General features: G+C 36.3%; 14 protein-coding genes. 10 read left to right on the top strand and 4 right to left on the bottom strand.

Annotated elements, in window-relative coordinates:
* The first annotated feature begins 18 nt into the window (after positions 1–18).
* Positions 19–1,740, top strand: coding sequence for a M14 family metallopeptidase (locus EG339_RS05305; RefSeq protein ID WP_123869190.1), 1,722 nt, complete (start codon positions 19–21; stop codon positions 1,738–1,740).
* Between the two features lie 59 nt (positions 1,741–1,799).
* Here EG339_RS05305 and EG339_RS05300 read toward each other — a convergent pair whose 3' ends face one another.
* Positions 1,800–2,681 carry a cupin-like domain-containing protein gene (locus EG339_RS05300; RefSeq protein ID WP_123869189.1) on the bottom strand — a complete coding sequence of 294 codons (882 nt, stop codon included), beginning with the start codon at positions 2,679–2,681 and terminating at the stop codon, positions 1,800–1,802.
* Positions 2,682–3,177: 496 nt separating this feature from the next.
* On the opposite strand from EG339_RS05300, the gene EG339_RS05295 reads away from it, so the two are divergent.
* The gene (locus tag EG339_RS05295) at positions 3,178–5,955 is read left to right on the top strand and encodes a TonB-dependent receptor (protein WP_123869188.1); all 2,778 of its coding nucleotides are present in this window, start codon (positions 3,178–3,180) and stop codon (positions 5,953–5,955) included.
* A 53-nt stretch (positions 5,956–6,008) separates the two neighbouring features.
* Here the strand turns inward: EG339_RS05295 and EG339_RS05290 are convergent, their stop codons facing one another.
* A complete protein-coding gene (locus EG339_RS05290; RefSeq protein ID WP_123869187.1) occupies positions 6,009–6,506 on the bottom strand; it encodes a DinB family protein in 498 nt (165 codons plus the stop codon).
* Between the two features lie 210 nt (positions 6,507–6,716).
* On the opposite strand from EG339_RS05290, the gene EG339_RS05285 reads away from it, so the two are divergent.
* From EG339_RS05285 to EG339_RS24450, 7 genes are all read left to right on the top strand, one after another.
* Positions 6,717–7,616 (top strand): GLPGLI family protein, encoded by a 900-nt coding sequence (locus EG339_RS05285; protein WP_123869186.1) that lies wholly within the window; start codon positions 6,717–6,719, stop codon positions 7,614–7,616.
* A gap of 183 nt (positions 7,617–7,799) precedes the next feature.
* Positions 7,800–8,006 (top strand): FeoA family protein, encoded by a 207-nt coding sequence (locus EG339_RS05280; RefSeq protein WP_066694840.1) that lies wholly within the window; start codon positions 7,800–7,802, stop codon positions 8,004–8,006.
* Positions 8,006–10,039 (top strand): ferrous iron transport protein B, encoded by a 2,034-nt coding sequence (gene feoB, locus EG339_RS05275; protein WP_123869185.1) that lies wholly within the window; start codon positions 8,006–8,008, stop codon positions 10,037–10,039. Before EG339_RS05280 ends, feoB begins: the two co-directional genes overlap by 1 nt.
* A gap of 410 nt (positions 10,040–10,449) precedes the next feature.
* On the top strand, positions 10,450–10,689 hold the full coding sequence (locus tag EG339_RS05270; RefSeq protein WP_262706900.1) for a DUF4421 domain-containing protein: 240 nt from the start codon (positions 10,450–10,452) through the stop codon (positions 10,687–10,689).
* Between the two features lie 70 nt (positions 10,690–10,759).
* The gene (gene glmM, locus EG339_RS05265; RefSeq protein ID WP_123869183.1) at positions 10,760–12,142 is read left to right on the top strand and encodes a phosphoglucosamine mutase; all 1,383 of its coding nucleotides are present in this window, start codon (positions 10,760–10,762) and stop codon (positions 12,140–12,142) included.
* Positions 12,143–12,185: 43 nt separating this feature from the next.
* Positions 12,186–12,587 (top strand): Crp/Fnr family transcriptional regulator, encoded by a 402-nt coding sequence (locus EG339_RS05260; RefSeq protein ID WP_228459706.1) that lies wholly within the window; start codon positions 12,186–12,188, stop codon positions 12,585–12,587.
* Positions 12,588–12,767, top strand: coding sequence for a cyclic nucleotide-binding domain-containing protein (locus EG339_RS24450; protein WP_228459705.1), 180 nt, complete (start codon positions 12,588–12,590; stop codon positions 12,765–12,767).
* A gap of 235 nt (positions 12,768–13,002) precedes the next feature.
* Here the strand turns inward: EG339_RS24450 and EG339_RS05255 are convergent, their stop codons facing one another.
* A complete protein-coding gene (locus EG339_RS05255) occupies positions 13,003–13,923 on the bottom strand; it encodes an ISAon1 family transposase (protein WP_228459753.1) in 921 nt (306 codons plus the stop codon).
* A 37-nt stretch (positions 13,924–13,960) separates the two neighbouring features.
* The gene (locus EG339_RS05250) at positions 13,961–14,314 is read right to left on the bottom strand and encodes an ISAon1 family transposase N-terminal region protein (protein ID WP_123868712.1); all 354 of its coding nucleotides are present in this window, start codon (positions 14,312–14,314) and stop codon (positions 13,961–13,963) included.
* Between the two features lie 210 nt (positions 14,315–14,524).
* Here EG339_RS05250 and EG339_RS05245 point away from each other — a divergent pair, with 210 nt between their 5' ends.
* Positions 14,525–15,496, top strand: coding sequence for a quinone oxidoreductase family protein (locus EG339_RS05245; RefSeq protein WP_123869181.1), 972 nt, complete (start codon positions 14,525–14,527; stop codon positions 15,494–15,496).
* Positions 15,497–15,603 lie beyond the last annotated feature (107 nt).

The raw sequence follows: 15,603 nt of genomic DNA, 5'->3' as shown, positions 1-15,603 counted from the left end.
CCCGAAAATATGTTAATAATGAAACTGAAATATCTGCTTATCCTGAGTTCATCCCTGGTTTTTGGTCAAAAAACGTTTCAGACCCCTTTTGAAAAAGGAAATGGTAACCAAACTGTTACTTATGATGAAATGAACACATATTACCAGGATTTGGTTAAAAACTTCAATACCATTCAATACCTTAAAAAAGGAGAAGATGACAACGGAAAACCCATTTATGTGGTTGTGTATAATCCTTTTCCTGAAAAAGATCCTGAAAAACTAAGAAAAGATAAAGCCATTCTCTTTATCAACAACGGAATTCATCCGGGAGAACCTGACGGAATTGATGCCACCATGATGTTGATGAGAGATCTGGCAACAAAAAAGATCAAAACTCCTCAAAATTTTATCATAGCCGCTATTTCAGCTTATAATATCAGCGGTATGCTGAACAGAGGTTCATATTCAAGAGCCAACCAGAATGGGCCGGAACAGTACGGTTTCAGAGGAAATGCAAGAAACTATGACCTAAACAGGGATTTCATTAAAGCAGATTCTAAAAATGCCAGAAGTTTCCAGGAAATCTATCAATGGCTGAAACCTGATGTTTTTATTGATAACCATGTCAGTAACGGTGCCGATTATCAATATACGTTTACCTATATATCAACCTTTAAAGAACGCCTGGGGAATATATTAGGAAATTACTTTTACAACGATTATCAGGCTAAAAACCTCGATGATATGAAGAAATTAGGCTACGAAAGTACTCCTTACGTTAATATTCATGGTGATATTCCGGAAGTAGGTTTCGCTTCGTTCGAAGACTCTCCGAGATATTCTACAGGGTATACCACTTTGTTCAACTCTTTGGGAACAGTTCCTGAAACTCACATGCTGAAGCCCTATGACAAGAGAGTAGATGCCACCTACAAATATATGCTGGTTAACCTGCAAAACCTGGATAAAGATTATCAGAAAATAAAACAGCTTCGTATAGAGAACCTTAAGCAGTATCAGGCCGGGAAACAATACGGAATCCGCTGGAAAATTGACTCTGCCAAGTACACTACTATGGATTTTAAAGGGTATGAAGGGCAATACAGGCCAAGCGATATTTCCGGAAAACCAAGACTGTATTATGACAGGAATAAACCTTTCACAAAGAACATAAAATTATTCAATACAGCAGTTCCTACAGGATATATTACCATTCCAAAATACTATGTGATCCCACAATCTCAATATAGAGTTATTGAAGAGTTTAAAAGAAACGGAATTCAGATGAAACCAATGCAGGAGGACAGCACTATTGCTGTAGAATCTTACAGGATTAAGGATTTTAAAACGGTAAAAAATCCTTACGAAGGACATTATCTACATTATGAGACCACTGTAGATGTGAATAAAAAGGATCAGAAATTTGCCGCTGGAGACTATATTGTTTCTACCAGCCAGCCGGGGGTAAAATATATTATAGAAACCCTTGAACCTGAAGCATTAGATTCTTTTTTTAACTGGAATTTCTTTGATGGTATTCTGGCTCAGAAAGAATATTATTCAGCCTATATTTTTGAAGATACTGCTGCAGAGTTGCTGAAGAAAGACCAGAAACTTAGAGAAGCTTTTGAAGCAGCAAAGAAATCAGACCAAAAGTTGTCAGAAGATGGCGCAGCCCAGTTGGATTGGGTATACAGGCATTCTCCTTATTTTGAAGAAAAAACTTTCAGGCAGTATCCTGTGTATAGAGTATTGTAAGTGTTTGTAAATGAATATTTAAACTATAAAAAAGACGTTTCATTGAAACGTCTTTTTTATTATCTTGGTAAGCCTCTTTTTAAAGCTATTTCAGCTCTTTTAATAGCTACTTTCTCTTTCCAGTCCATGTATTTCTTTTTGAAATTAGATTTCATGATATCATCAAATTTACGCTGTACTGTAAGGTTCCATAAAGAATGAGCCTTTACTGCCCATGATTTATCCCAGGCTCTTAATGAGATAGAGAAAGATCCGTCAAGATATTTCATCCAGTGCCACCATCCTGTAGGCATAAACAAGGTGTCACCATGCTCAAGGAAGCATTCAATACCTTCTACACCATCCAGTGCAGGGAATTTCGTGAAATCAGGGTTTTCAATATCATAATCTTCCAATGCATAGGTTGCATAAGGGATCTGGTACAACCTTTCTTTCCATTTATAATCAAAAAGAATGATATGCTTCCTTCCGTTGAAGTGCGTATGGAAAATGTGCGCCATATCTATATCGAAATGTAGGAAGGTTACAGATCCTTTTCCACCAAAGAACATATTCGGATATTTATCAAGGAAACCGCCCATAAGCTCTTTAGGAGAAATATAATCTTCCAGAAGTTTGGGAGCATATTTTATCGGGTCAAAAAGGAAAATTCTAAGATCAGTAGGTTCTCTCTTAATAAGATCAATATAATCTCCGAATTTCATTTTGGCTGCAGAAGCATTGATGGGAGCAGAAGGATCTGCCTTTGAGCTGTCATATAACGGGACCTCCACGTCTCCTACAACCTCCTTCATATATTCCATTGTCCATTTCTGGTAAGCAGGCCACTTTTTTGCCATATTTTTGATGACAACGGGCCTTCTTGGCTTTAGATATTTTTCGTAGAATTCCTCTTTAGAAATATCGTCTACAACATCTATAGGCTTTAAAATAATTCCCATTTTGTAAATTTTATGTTACAAAATTATTAAATAAATATTTATGTACCAGTGATTAATTTTTTTTTAATCTATGATTCAAATCAGATTTTACTATTTAGTCTAAATAAAAAATGTTAACAAATAGTAGTATCTGAGCATTTTTTCAATATTCTTATTAATCCCAAAAATGCTCTTATAAAATACTTACAGGATAGAAGCATATAAAAAACCATTCAGAATAGAATAGATTCCTTTTATTAACAGACGATTTCCATAAAAATATATCAATTAAAGAATAAAAGTTATTTGACTGTTATCAATTCAATATCCGGAGATATATTTTTAGATTCTATTTTTGTAAAACAGATCAAGTTTGAATAGAAGTATTTTTTTCTTTTAAAGAAAACAGAATAACTATTTTTATAGTGATAAGATTTAACTTTACATCCAAAAACAAATCTTTAAAGAAAGTGTAACGAAAAGCTACAAAGATTAACTAATTACTCAAATAGTGAATATGAAAAAAAATATTTCCTTATTTCTGACGCTTTCTATGGTCGTCTTCACCTTCGCACAGAAAACAATTTCCGGAAAAATTACAGATGACGATGGGGTAGCTATACCCAGTGCGAGTGTAACCATTGAAGAACCTGGTAAAGATGCAATTCTTGCTTACGGGATTACCAATTCCAAAGGCGAATACAAGGTAACCTTTACATCTCAGGAACCCAATGTGGATCTTAAAGTGAAGGCATTTAACCAAAAACCGCTTACAAAGCAGATTAGCAACAGTGATCAGACCCTTAATTTTAAAATGCAGTCTGAAGCTACAGAAATTAAGGAAGTACAGCTGAAAACCAAAATGATCACCGCAAGAGGAGATACCATTTCCTATGATCTTAAGGCTTTCAACAGTAAAAATGACAGAACCCTGGCGGATGTGATGAAGAAAATTCCCGGAATTGAAGTGAATACAGACGGAACAATTCTCTATCAGGGTAACGCGATCAATAAATTTTACGTTAATGGGAAAGATCTTATGGAAGGTGGTTATGGAACCATTAACAATTCTCTGCCAAAAGATGCCGTACAGAAAGTGGAGGTCCTTGAAAATCACCAGCCTGTAAAGATCCTTCAGGATAAAGTACCTTCAGATCAGGCAGCTATCAATATTAAGCTTAAAAATTCTGTAACCATGACTGGCCGCGGCGAAGTAGGGTCCGGTTTTGGAGATCCCTGGCTATGGAATGTAAAGCTTACACCTATGTTTTTCGGGCAGAAAAGCCAGTGGGTAGTGAATTACAAAACCAATAATATGGGTGAGCAGGTGGAAAACGAAGGGAATATTTTGGCATTTGGAAACGGATGGGAAGGAAAAAGAATTAATGCATCACAAAACGACTGGCTGAATGTTGAAAAAGCAAATACTCCAAATTTACCGGTTAAAAGATATTTGTTGAACAATGTTCATTATCTGTCCGTAAACTATCTTACAAATATTGATAAAAAGAAAGAATGGGAGCTGAAGGTTAATGCAAATTACACCAACAATGCCGTTGAAAGAGAAGATTATAATGAAACCACTTATTTTCCAACCAATCAGAGACCACAACAGTCTACGGTGATAATGAGTACAAAAAATAATTTTTATACGGATAAACTAAAAGGTGAATTGATCTTTACTAAGAATGCCAAAAAAGGGTTCTTCAAAAATACAACAAGCTTCAGCCAGTTCTGGAACGCAGACAGGGCTTTTGCAGACAGAGCGGGAAGATCAGGAAATCAGTCTTTGGAATCTCCTACATCATCCTTCCAAAACTCATTGAGTACTATTATTCCATGGGGAGAAAAAATGGTTAATTTCAAATCCTATATCAATTATCAGGATGATCAGCAGACGTTGAAAATAGATCCTGCAAGCTATTTACAGTTGCCATACAAACTTCCAAAAGCAAATCCGAATGATCCGAATGAAAAAGATCAATATGGTATTGTATATTTTGCCCCAGGAACTTCAGCATTACAACAATTCAGGCTAAAAACTTTAGATACTTCACATTCTGCAAATATCAGTTTTTCTACAAAAGGATGGACATTCACTCCTCAAGTAGGATTGGATTTCTCTACAGATAAACTTAATACCAACTTTGATGGGCAGGCAATTCCAAATCCTTCTATTCCGAATGACGTTCCGCCAAATTTCAACAGTAGTATTTATGAAAATAACCTGAAATTTACAGAAATTGTTCCTTCGGCTTCGGTAGGTATTAATTATAAATCTGAAGCCTGGAGTATTTTTGCTAATTTTCCAGCAAATTTCAACAGTATTAAAGCTGAGGATAATCTTAGAGGGGTTTCAAAATCATTAAATAAAACAACATTTACTCCTAATGCATTTATTCAGTATTCATTTGCTTCATTTTGGAAAGCAAGTCTGAATGGAAACATCAGTAATAATTTTGGAGATATTCAGACGGCTTATGCAGGATATATGTTATTAAGTCCAAGAGGATTTAATGTGATGGATCCAAACAATCCAATCCCTCAAACAACTTCAAAAAGTGCAGGTTCAAGAATTGAATATAGAAATCCATTAAACAATCTATTCTTTAATGTAAATTATTTATTAAGCGATAGTAAAAGAAATCTGCTTTCCTCTCCAATTTTGGATGTGGCAACAGGTTCCACCTTAATTCAATACATTGAAAGAGAAAACCACTCAAAAAGTAACAAATTCAGTGTTGAGGTTGGTAAATATTTTCCAAAATTCAAAACCAATGCTTCTGTAAGCTTTGGAAATACATTGTCAAAATCCGATGCATTCTTGGATGACACTCAATATTTAAGCAAAAACAATACACAGACCTACGGATTTAAGTTCAATAATACCTATTTCAGCTGGGCCAGTATAGATTATACCCTTAATTTAACAAGAAACAAACAGGATAATATTGGTTTAAGTGCCAATCAAAGCAGACTTGGGGTCAATTCAGGGTTCAATCACAATTTGGCAGTTTACCTCTACCCATTAGAAAACCATACGGTAGGATTTAATTGGGACCAGGTGAATACAAGTGATGGAATTAACAAATACAAGAATGCATTCTATGATATTTCGTACCAGTTTTCATGGTCTAAAAAGAAAATTGATTTTGAAATTAAATGGTTGAATATTGCCAACAGAAAATTCTTTGAAACCTATAATATCAACCAAACAACGAACAGTTCTTCTTACACGAAGATACAACTCCGTCCAAGCCAGGTAATGCTTACTGTAAAATTCAACTTTAAATAAATAAAAACCAATCCAGCCGGATTGGTTTTTTTGTTGAGATATATAATGGTTGATTAAAAAGCCTGATGATCAGCAGAAGGGCCATAGCTTCCGGGTAGAGGAATGTCATTGATCCTGTAATACACACCCAATTGGGCTCTGTGATGAGTAATTTGATTCAAAGCATGACGGATGGATTCATATTTAGACCATTTCGCGAGCTCCTCACCATTATTTTTCAGCGCCCAGGTTTCATTAAGGTTATTTTCCGTAGCATTTTCAAGAGCTTCTTTTCCAAATTTAAAATTCTTGTCGAGAGTCTGAAGGAGATCTGCTCGTGTAGAAAGTTGCTTGGGCTGATAATCCCCGCTGCCAAAATCAAGTTCTGAAGTACTGAGCATAGTATTAGGCCATTCAAATATTTCAGCAATGTGGGTGGCCAGAGGCAGCATTTTCATACTTTTTTCATGAGGGGCAAAGTTATTTTTTTCTTCAGGATAAGTTTCAAAGAATTTTCTGGTGGTCTGGTATTCAGCTTCCAGCTCATTTTTAAATTGTGATAAAGTATCCATAATATTTTGTTTTTGAAGACATTAAAATTAAAAATTTTAACGCTGAAAATGTTGTAAGAGAATCATAAATTTTGCAGTCTCCTGTAGAAGCCATCCATTTAAGAAAATAGGAAGGTGTAGAATTTCGACAATAAACTCAACTAAAAAATAAATTGGAAAAAAACTGTAACAAATTTTCAAAAGTGATTACTAATTAACAAAACTTGAGAAATGAAAAAGCTATTTTCAGTATTTCTTATCGCACTTTTTGCCTTTGCTAATGCTCAGGATAATAAAGAAACAGCCAATAGGTTCTTTTATGAGCTTACTTTTAAGCCCAAAAAAGACTCTGCAAAGCTGGATAAGCTGATTACGATTTTGGATATTACCCCTAAAAAGTCTATTTATCAGGATTATACCATTCCTTCACAGGATTCCATTATCAAACTTGCTGTAGAAGAAATGGAGAAATCAAAAACCTGGAAGGATATTTCGAAGCTCATCAGGATGCCTAAGTTTGCTTACAAGATTGTAAAAACATATCCGGAAATGAAACAACAATACATCGATAGGGTAAGCATGAATTTATTCGGATATGATGATCCTGTTAAGTTTACCTGGAATATTCAGCCGGAAAAACAAAAAATAGGGGAATACAACACCCAGAAAGCTACTACAGAATACGGGGGAAGAAAATGGACTGCATGGTTCAGTTCAGATATTCCCTTTCAGGATGGTCCTTATAAATTTTATGGTCTTCCAGGCTTAATTGTGAAGATTGAAGATGATGAGAAAAATTACTCATGGATGTTGAGTGGGAATAAAAAGATAGAAAACTACGATGAACTGTCTTATTCGGATAAGATCAACGCGAAATATGGAGTTTCCAATACTGTAACACCTACTACCAAAGAAAAATTTGATAAAGCTTACGCAAGCTTTAAACAGGATCCAATGGCAGAAATCCGTCAGAAAGTATCTCCGGAAATGATGAATATGAAGATGCCGGGATCTGATGTAACCATTGGAGATGCATTGAAAAGACAGGAAAAAATGACCAAGGATTATTTTAATGCCAATGATAATCCTATCGAAAAGGTACAAGCTTCTTCAGATAAAAAGAAAAAATAAGCATTCATATCAACTAAATTATATTCCGAATCAACCCAGGTACAGTAATGTATTTGGGTTGATTTTTTTTATCACAGAAACGTTATTTAGATTAAATTTAAATAGCGTATATTTGCACTACAAAAAATCAGGGCTTTGAAAGAGAAAGAATTACATAAATTAAGTGGATTTCCTAAAAACAAGATGGGAAAGATATTGGGATATGATAATGACCATCTTAAAATGCCCAATAAAATTATTGAAATGGGGCTTCTTCCGGAGACCTCATTCAGAATTTTGTACCAGGCCCCATTTAATGGGCCAATGTATGTGGAATTTGGAGCAGAGAAAAGCCGGATTGCTCTTCGTGAGGAAGAAGGAGATTATATCATTGTTGAAGAATTGAATTAATGCAGGCAAATAATAAAAAACAGATACTTTTAGTTGGGAATCCTAACGTAGGGAAATCAACGGTTTTTAATGCGCTTTGTAATAAAAAGCAGAAAACCGGAAACTATGCCGGTGTTACCGTTGCAAGCCATTCTGGAAATTATACGCATAAAAATGAAGACGTTGAAGTGATTGACCTTCCCGGTTCCTACAGCGTTTATCCAAGTTCAGAAGATGAAGCTATTTTCTCAAAATACCTTCTTGATGAGCAGAAAAACTATGCCGGAGTGGTTTATATTCTTGAAGCATTAAGCTTAAAAAGAGGCCTTCTTCTGTTTCAGCAGATCCAGGATCTTGGAATTCCGATGATTCTGATTGTTAATCAGATTGATCAGGCAGAAAGAAGAGGGATTACAATAGATATTCAGAAATTTTCTGAGGCATTAGGGATTACAATTATCCAGACCAATGCCAAAGAGCAGATTGGGATCAATGATGTGAAAGATGCTGTTTATAGCAACGAGTTTGTAAAAACAGATAAAGTATCTTTTGAAACTCCGAATGAGCACAGGGATTTCATTCAAAAAATTGTATCTCACAAAGGTTTTGATAATGAGTATAAAGCCTGGATGAGCCTTTCTTTGGGAACAGACCTTGGCAGAATAGAATCTGTAATGGATCAGATTAATGCTTCTGAAGCTAAAAGCTTGGTTCCTAAAAGGCTACAGGTTCAGGAAACAGTTAGGAGATACCAGAATATAGATAGGGTACTAGAGAATGTGATCTCCAAAAAGCCCCAGTTCAAAGAGCTCCTGACAGAAAAACTGGATAAGGTTTTGGTACATAAATTCTGGGGGTATGCGGTTTTCTTGATGATCCTGTTGGTGATCTTCCAGAGTGTTTTCTTTCTGGCAGAATATCCGATGAATTGGATTGATGGGTTTTTCTCATGGTTGTCGGCATTTACCAGTGAGCATTTGCCGGAAGGGCCTGTTAATTCACTGATTTCTAACGGAATTATTCCGGGAATCGGAGGTATTGTAGTTTTTGCACCACAAATAGGTATTCTACTTTATTTCCTTTATTTATTGGAAGATTCCGGATATATGGCCAGAGTGGTCTTTCTGATGGACAGGATCCTTCGTCCTTTTGGGCTGAATGGAAAAAGTATTGTTCCCCTGGTTTCAGGGACTGCCTGTGCAATTCCCGCCGTTATCTCCACAAGAAATATTGAGAACGTTAAAGAAAGATTGCTGACAATATTGGTAACACCATTCATGACGTGTTCTGCAAGGCTTCCGGTATACAGTATCATTATCGGACTAATCATTTCAGAAGGATCCTTTTTAGGAATAAAATATAAGGCTTTGGTGCTGATGGGAATGTATCTGTTAGGCTTTTTAGTAGCCTTATTTTCCGCATCAATTCTTAAAAGATTTATTAAAGATAAAGGGAAAACCTATTTGGTAATGGATCTTCCTGCTTATAAAAAACCGCTTTTCGGATATGACTTTAAAATGGTTTTGGGTAAAGTATGGGATTTTATTACAGGAGCAGGGAAAATAATCTTCATTGTAAGTATTATTATCTGGGTTTTAAGCTATTTCGGACCTAAACAAAAACCTGACCAATTTGTTGCTGCAGATGTTCATCTGGATCATTCTTACCTTGCCAAAATGGGGAAAGGAATAGAACCGATAATTGCTCCGCTGGGCTACGACTGGAAAATGGGTGTAGGGATCCTGACGAGCTTTGTAGCCAGAGAAGTATTTGTAGGTACCATGTCAACACTCTACAGCCTTGAAGATGATGCTCCGGAAGTAAAAGTGATAGATAAAATGAGAAGAGATGTAAAACCAAACGGGGAAAAAGTTTTCAGCTTTGCAACCGGGATTTCCGTACTTCTTTTCTATGCATTTGCAATGCAGTGTGTTTCTACACTGGCAGTAGTCTACAGAGAAACCAAAAGCTGGAAATGGACTGGCTTCCAGGTGGCTATGATGACAGGTTTGGCATATTTTGTGTCGATGATAGTATATCAAATTTTAAAGTAATGGATTCTTCATTAATTTTTCAATATGTACTCGTTGCGTTAATAGTAGCATTTGCCTGCTACTCTTTATTCAAAGTACTTAAAAAGAATTTTGCGCCTAAGAAATTCAGTTCCAAAAGATCTGCTTGTGATAAAGACTGTGGCTGCTCTTAACATAGCTTCCACCTGATAATTAAAAAAAATGTAGTATTTTCATTTTTTTAATTTAAAATATTCAGATTGAGTCTTAGAAGTACAGGATTTGCTGTATTATGGAGAGATACCGCAGATATTAAGTCTTATGCGGATCAGGTGATGATCCGTGCCCAATATTGAAAGTTATATTTTTACAGAAGGGGAGGAAGAAATGCAAAGCAGCGGATATTTTCTATCAACAATAAAACAAAAGTTTCCTTATCCATAGATTATAGGATGATAAGTGCAACCTTATCATTTACCCCCAAATTTTTCTCGGGAAATAAAGATAATGATCTGAAAGGAAACAGTTCTTATACAGACTTCAGCTTCAGATTTTTCCCTAAAAGATTTATCCAGACTTTTTATTACAAAAATGTAAAAGGCTTTTACATTGAAAATATGCAAGAAGTTGCACCACCCAGAGTGGTAGAGAATACTTATGATAAAATCCAAAAAAAGATCCCTGTTTTATAAGGTGACTGTCTTTTTAAGTATCTTTGTTTCGCATAAATTATTACACTAATCAATAAGAAATAAAAACAGAATGTCGTTAATAAAATCTATTTCGGGAATTCGCGGAACCATAGGTGGAAAAGTAAATGATAACCTAACCCCACTTGACGTGGTAAAATTCGCTTCTGCATTCGGAACATGGCTTCAGAATAATAAAAATAAAAAAAACTTAACCCTTGTCATCGGAAGAGACGCAAGAATCTCAGGACAGATGGTTTCTTCACTGGTTACAGCAACATTACAGGGGCTGGGAATCAACGTGGTTGATCTAGGCCTTTCCACAACACCTACCGTTGAAGTAATGGTTCCTGAATTGAAGGCAGACGGAGGAATTATCCTTACTGCATCCCACAATCCAAAACAATGGAATGCCCTTAAGCTTTTAAATGAAAAAGGAGAATTTATCAGCGGTGAAAATGGAGCAGAGGTACTTGCTTTGGCAGAAAGTGAAGATTTCAACTATGCCGAAGTGGATGATCTTGGAAAATACGAAACAAGAAATGATGCTTTCGATATCCATATTCAGCAGATTCTCGATTTACCAATGGTAGATGTTCAGGCTATTAAAGCTAAAAATTTCAAAGTGGTACTGGATGCTGTAAATTCTACAGGAGGAATTGCCATTCCTATGCTGTTAGATAAATTAGGTTGTGAAACTGTTAAATTATACTGTGAACCAACAGGTCATTTCCCACACAATCCTGAACCGTTGAAAGAGCATTTGGGAGATATCTGTGAACTGGTGAAAAAAGAAAATGCAGATTTGGGAATCGTTGTGGACCCGGATGTAGACAGATTAGCGCTGATTGATGAAAAAGGCGAAATGTTTGGCGAAGAATATACATTGGTAGCCGTTGCAGATTATCTGTTACAACATAAAAATGGAGTAGCTGTCTCTAACCTTTCTTCAAGCCGCGCTTTGAGAGACGTTGCCCAGTCTCACAAATCAGAATATTTTGCAAGTGCTGTAGGAGAAGTAAATGTAGTAACACTCATGAAAGAGAAGAATGCGGTAATTGGGGGTGAAGGTAACGGAGGAATTATCTATCCTGATCTTCACTACGGAAGAGACTCCCTTGTAGGAGTTGCCTTATTCCTTACTCATCTGGCAAAAGAAAATAAAACAGTTTCCGAATTAAGAGCAGGATATCCGAGCTATTTCATGGGAAAAAAGAAAATAGAACTTACTCCTGAAATTGATGTAGACGCAATCCTGAGCAAAATGGAGAAAGAATATGAGAATGAAGAAGTATCTACCGTGGACGGTGTTAAAATAGACTTTGAAAACAACTGGGTTCACCTTAGAAAATCCAATACAGAGCCAATCATCAGAATTTATACAGAAGCTAAATCTCAGGAAGAAGCAGATAAACTGGGAGATGATATCATTGCCAAGATTAAAAGTTTAATTTAAATAAATCATAAGAACGGGCTAGCTCCGTTCTTTTTTTTATCCGATGTTTGAACATATCAAGAACAGATTTCCCCTTCCCAAAGAGAAATGGAGAAAATTCATAGGAAACTTTGAACGGATGGAAGTACCTGCCAAAACCCTGCTTTTGAATGAAGGAGAAGTCTCAAATAACGCATTCTATCTGGAAAAAGGAATTGTGAGAGCCTGGTATAACAATGACGGTAAAGATGTAACTTTTCAGTTTTTCCTGGAAAATACTATGTTTTCCTCGTTGGAAAGCTTTAAAAAAGGACTTCCCAGTATGGTTTCCTTTGAAACGGTAGAACCCTGTATTTTATATAAAATTACAAAACCTGATGTAGAAGCATTTCTGGAAGATGTATATGAACATCCTGAGCTCAGAACCTTTTTTATGGATGCCCTTTTTGAGAGAATCTTCGACTAGATGAAGCATTTCTTTTCATTTATAAAAGATACACCACAGCAAAGGTATATTCAGCTCGCTCAGCAAAAACCGGAAATCATTAAAAGAGTTCCCCAGCATTATATTGCTTCATATTTGGGAATTACAACAGTACATCTCAGCAGGATAAAGAGTAAAATATTGAAAGAAAAGCTTTATTAAGCGGGAAGCAGGAGGATGGAAGAGATAAGTTTCTGGCAGTCGATATGCCGGTATACATTTGCTGTTCAAATAAATTATTTTTTACCGCAACAGACGCAAATTTAAAAAGAATATTAAAAAAATGTCCGCAAAGGTGTTTCACTCAGCAATGACAACTTTCTTAGCTGAACAAATATCCCTGCGCCCGAAAAATAAAGTGATACAATAATCGGGGATCAAGCGCAAAAGTTGGGGACTAGGCAAAAAGTTTAGCTAATCTGAAGATAAAAAAGGTTCTGTCTTTTACTCCTCTGAGCTGCATTCTGAAGTTTTTTATTTTCGCATTGAAAGATTCAGCAGCAGCATTGGTGCTTCTTTGATCAAAGTAGTTGAGAATATTTCTATAATGATTCATTATTGTTTTTCTTAAGGTAGAAAAAGATTTAAAATCTGCTTCTTCCACATTTCTAAACCAATGGGCCAGTTTAGTCATTGCTACAGATTTCGAAATATTTTGGTTATAAATTTTTCTAAGTCCATCAGTCAATTCATATGCCTGTTCCAGATCAGGATACTGGGTAAAAAGGATCGAAGCTCTTTGTTTCTGGGACAGAGTCCATTTCTCACGGCTTTTATATAGTAAATACCTGCTTCTTGCCAGGAGCTGTTTCCGGGTATCTCCGTTTGCAAAAACTTCTGTTTCAGCTGAGTGACTGTTAAAAGGATTGTTTTCCATTTCAATAGCCTCCCAGCGATGCCTGATCCTGATCTCCTGAAGGGCCTCTATGGACAGCTTCTGAACATGAAAACGATCAATAACCTGTACTGCATCAGGAAAGCAGCGTTGGGCAATACGTTTCATGGAACCCGCCATATCCAATGTAATTTCGTTTACCTTCATCCGAAGTTTTCTGCTGATCTTCAAAAGATGTGTGATGACAAAATCACTTTGGGTACCTTTTATCATAGCAACAATACTTCCTTTTCTCCCTTTTGCTTTTTTGGAGGTAAGAACGGTATAAAGTTCTCCATCAGATAATGCTACTTCGTCTAAAGATAAGGAGGCTGAGACATTTTCAGGGTAAATGATCCAGTCCTCTGCGTGCGGTTTTTGTTCCCAGCTATGATATTCGCTGAGATTATTCTTGTATTGCCTCTGGAAGGTCTTGCCTTTGATCCCGAAAAATTCTGCTATAACTTTTAGGGGAAGAGCTTTAGTGTCGGCTAATTTTTTTTAAGAAGCCTGCCAAATCCTTTGTCATCCGTGTGCCTTTCGCTACAAGCTGCCAGTCTCTCTGAAGGATCTCACCGGAGGATTTATCTGTCCATCTTCTTCTTTTCACATGGAGCTTTACGATTTTACCCCGTAATGGATAATCATCTACAATGATTTCAGGTAAAAAGCCCTTGGATTCAAATCTCCTTTCTTTAAATTCATGGGGAATACTATTTCTTTCTTCAAAATAAATATGAAGTTCTGCATCATGAGTTTCTGCTTTGAGGATATCAAAGTGCTCTACTAAAAATTCCGGAAGTAATAATTTAAGAAGGTCGTGATCGCTTAACATGATGCAAAGATAAAACTACTTAACATTCCCCCCAACTTTTGAGACTGAGCCATAATCGGTTTGTAATCCTTGCATTTATTATCCTTTATCAGTATTGATGGTCTTCAATAACTTCCAGCCTCCTGCTTCCATCTTCCTTCCTAATTGATAACAAATGTTATCGTCTGCCCATCTCCCTGCTTCCTAATTTTGTACAAAAAATATAAAACAATGAAAGCAGCAGTAGTATTTGAAAAAGGAGGTATTCCTCAATATACAGATTTTCCCGAACCGGAAATATCAAGTAAAAACGAAGTTATGGTCACTGTAAAAGCAGCGTCCATCAAAAATCTAGATAAAGCAAGAGCCGGTGGAAAACATTATTCTACAGAAAAAGGAGCCCATCAGCCCACAATTGTAGGCACAGATGCAGTAGGCTATCTTGAGGACGGATCAAAAGTTTATTTCTTCAGTAAAAAGGGAACTGTTGCGGAAAAAGCCATTGCCAATCCGCAAATGATGGTACCTATTCCTGAAGGGCTGGATTTTTCTGTAGCAGCGGCTCTTCCTAACGCGGTAATGGGCTCGGCAATGGCATTAAAATTCAAAGCTGGTATACAGCCGGGAAGCGTTGTCCTTGTGAATGGAGCCACAGGAATTACAGGTAAAATTGCGGTTCAGATAGCAAAAGTGTATGGAGCCGGGAAGATTATTGTTACGGGGAGAAACGAAGAATCCCTGCAGAACCTTCGTAAATTAGGTGCTGATGAGGTTATTTCCCTGCAGTTAAGTGATGAAGATTTTAAAAGGAAGATAAAGGAACTTCATAACGAAGCACCTGTCGATATTATTATCGATTACATTTGGGGACATTCTGTGGAACTCATTTTATCAGCATTTAAAGGTGACGGAACTTTTTCCCATAAAACGAAACTCATTACTGTTGGCGGGATGAGCGGTGATATCATCCAGTTATCTTCACAGATTCTAAGAGCAACAGATATCCAGATTTCTGGATCGGGATTGGGAAGCTGGACCGAGGAAGAATCTGCTCTTTTATTTTCAGAAATTATTCCCGAAATGTTTCAGGCTGCCGCAGATGGAAAAATAAAGATAGAAACCGAAAATGTTGATATAGAAAATATCGAAGCGGCATGGAATGCTGAGATACAAACAGGAAAGAGGCTTGTAGTAAGAATTTAACCCCAATTTCCGTTTTTTTATCCACAATCCTTTTATCGGTTTTCTTTTTTTACTATTTTTATAATAGAAATTTATGAAATGGATAATTCAAAAAAAAGTTGCAACTT

The organism is Chryseobacterium bernardetii, from assembly GCF_003815975.1.
GTDB classification, from domain to species: Bacteria; Bacteroidota; Bacteroidia; order Flavobacteriales; family Weeksellaceae; genus Chryseobacterium; species Chryseobacterium bernardetii.
This window is presented reverse-complemented; position numbering and strand designations above follow the sequence as displayed.

What these genes read in the sequence shown, in the direction of transcription:
- EG339_RS05305 (WP_123869190.1), top strand. Translation starts at nt 19, where the DNA reads ATGAAACTGAAATATCTGCTTATCCTGAGTTCATCCCTGGTTTTTGGT.
- EG339_RS05300 (WP_123869189.1), bottom strand. Translation starts at nt 2,681, where the DNA reads ATGGGAATTATTTTAAAGCCTATAGATGTTGTAGACGATATTTCTAAA.
- EG339_RS05295 (WP_123869188.1), top strand. Translation starts at nt 3,178, where the DNA reads ATGAAAAAAAATATTTCCTTATTTCTGACGCTTTCTATGGTCGTCTTC.
- EG339_RS05290 (WP_123869187.1), bottom strand. Translation starts at nt 6,506, where the DNA reads ATGGATACTTTATCACAATTTAAAAATGAGCTGGAAGCTGAATACCAG.
- EG339_RS05285 (WP_123869186.1), top strand. Translation starts at nt 6,717, where the DNA reads ATGAAAAAGCTATTTTCAGTATTTCTTATCGCACTTTTTGCCTTTGCT.
- EG339_RS05280 (WP_066694840.1), top strand. Translation starts at nt 7,800, where the DNA reads ATGGGAAAGATATTGGGATATGATAATGACCATCTTAAAATGCCCAAT.
- feoB (WP_123869185.1), top strand. Translation starts at nt 8,006, where the DNA reads ATGCAGGCAAATAATAAAAAACAGATACTTTTAGTTGGGAATCCTAAC.
- EG339_RS05270 (WP_262706900.1), top strand. Translation starts at nt 10,450, where the DNA reads ATGATAAGTGCAACCTTATCATTTACCCCCAAATTTTTCTCGGGAAAT.
- glmM (WP_123869183.1), top strand. Translation starts at nt 10,760, where the DNA reads ATGTCGTTAATAAAATCTATTTCGGGAATTCGCGGAACCATAGGTGGA.
- EG339_RS05260 (WP_228459706.1), top strand. Translation starts at nt 12,186, where the DNA reads ATGTTTGAACATATCAAGAACAGATTTCCCCTTCCCAAAGAGAAATGG.
- EG339_RS24450 (WP_228459705.1), top strand. Translation starts at nt 12,588, where the DNA reads ATGAAGCATTTCTTTTCATTTATAAAAGATACACCACAGCAAAGGTAT.
- EG339_RS05250 (WP_123868712.1), bottom strand. Translation starts at nt 14,314, where the DNA reads ATGTTAAGCGATCACGACCTTCTTAAATTATTACTTCCGGAATTTTTA.
- EG339_RS05245 (WP_123869181.1), top strand. Translation starts at nt 14,525, where the DNA reads ATGAAAGCAGCAGTAGTATTTGAAAAAGGAGGTATTCCTCAATATACA.